This is a genomic window from Mycobacterium sp. 4D054 (assembly GCF_052245755.1).
Lineage (GTDB): Bacteria > Actinomycetota > Actinomycetes > Mycobacteriales > Mycobacteriaceae > Mycobacterium.
In genome coordinates this window covers 1-1514 of sequence record NZ_JBQQCF010000133.1, presented here as the reverse complement: position 1 = coordinate 1514, position 1514 = coordinate 1, and the positions used below count along the sequence as shown (strand labels likewise).

Genomic DNA, 1514 nt, shown 5'->3' with positions numbered 1-1514 from the left:
GGCTAGACATCCCAGGACCGTAGGTTGTCAAGCGGCTTGGGTATCTGGGGTGGGCTGGCGGTGTGCCCAGGCTTTGTGTTCGTCGTAGGCGGTGTGGTGGCGCAGGCAGCCGTGCAGGATGCCGACGAGGCGGTTACCGAGGGCGCGTAAGGCTTGGTGGTGGGTATCGCCGGCGGCGCGGTGCTGGTCATAGAACGTGCGGGCACCGGGACTGTTGGTCAGGGCGCAGAAGGCCCATTGGTCGATCGCGTCGTAGAGGCGGCGGTTGCGGACGTGGCGGGCCAGCACGGCGCGTTTCTTGCCCGACGCGACGGTTAGTGGTGAGGTTCCGGCGTAGTTTTTGCGAGACTTGCCGGTGGTGTAGCGGTTCGGGTCGTCCCCGAACTCACCGAGCACCCGGGCGCCGAGGATGACACCGAGTCCTGGCAGGGAGAGGTAGATGTCGGCGTCCGGGTGTGTCTCAAAATGTGTCGCCAGTTCGGTCTCGAGGGCGGCGATCTGATGGTTGATCTCGGCGATGATGGCGACCGCTGCGCGGGTGCTCGCCCCGAACGCGGCGGTGACCGCGGGCGGGGCGGCGAGGTGCTCGGTGCGCAGGGCGGTTTGAATCTCCAGCGCTCTGGCGTCGAGGTTGCGTTGTCGGCCCGCGGCTTTGAGTGCCGATCGGATCTTGGAGACGCTCAAGCGGGCGGCGTCGGCCGGGGTGGATGCGCGACCCAGGATGGCCAGGGCATCGCGGTCAGACAGCGAGTCGAAGGCCTCCAACGCGCCCGGGTAGTACTCCCGCAGCGCCGAGCGCAGTGCGTTGGTGTTGCGGTTGCGCGCCCAGATCAGGTTCTGATGGGTCCGGGCCAGCACCTTGATCGCCTCCACGTCGGGGGTGTCCCCGGCGATCGGACGGTGGTTGTGGCGGTCGGTGCGCACCAGATCGGCCAACACCTTGGCGTCGGCGGCATCGGACTTCGCGCCCGATACCTGGTGGCGGTCGCGGTAGCGGGCCACCGCGAGCGGGTTGACGGCGAACACCTGGTAACCGGCTCCGGCCAGCGCTTCGACCCACAAGCCGCGGTCGGTTTCGATGCCGATCACCACCTGGTCAGGTTCGTCGGCGTGGGTGGCCACCAGTTCGTGGAACCCACCGATCCCGGCAAGTCCTTCCGGGAGCCGACGCGATGCCAGCGTGATCCCGTCGGCGTCCATCAAATGTATGTCGTGGTGGTCCTCGGCCCAATCGTCTCCAACGAAGATCGTCAACTCGCCTCCCTGCTCGATATCGGGTGAAACCTGTTCGAGCCGAAGGACACCCGGCGGCAACCTAATGGATCAGTGCTCGAAGCACGACACCCCATCAGCGCTATAGGTGACCTCACCGACCGGCCGGGGCACGATCTAGCCCTAGAAGTCGAAAAGCGCCTCAGGGCGTGCACAGTGCTCACCGGCCAGCGGCTCGGTGACCAGCGTCCCCTCAACAGATCGCTATCGGGTGAAGACTCGCTGGTCGACTCCCATTAGGG

The 1514-nt window shown here is 66.4% G+C and carries 1 protein-coding gene; it reads right to left on the bottom strand.

Going from position 1 to position 1514, the window contains the following annotated elements; translation table 11 throughout:
- Nucleotides 1–27: 27 nt before the first annotated feature.
- A complete protein-coding gene (locus ACTWP6_RS30225) occupies nucleotides 28–1254 on the bottom strand; it encodes an IS110 family transposase (protein ID WP_396884621.1) in 1227 nt (408 codons plus the stop codon).
- Nucleotides 1255–1514 lie beyond the last annotated feature (260 nt).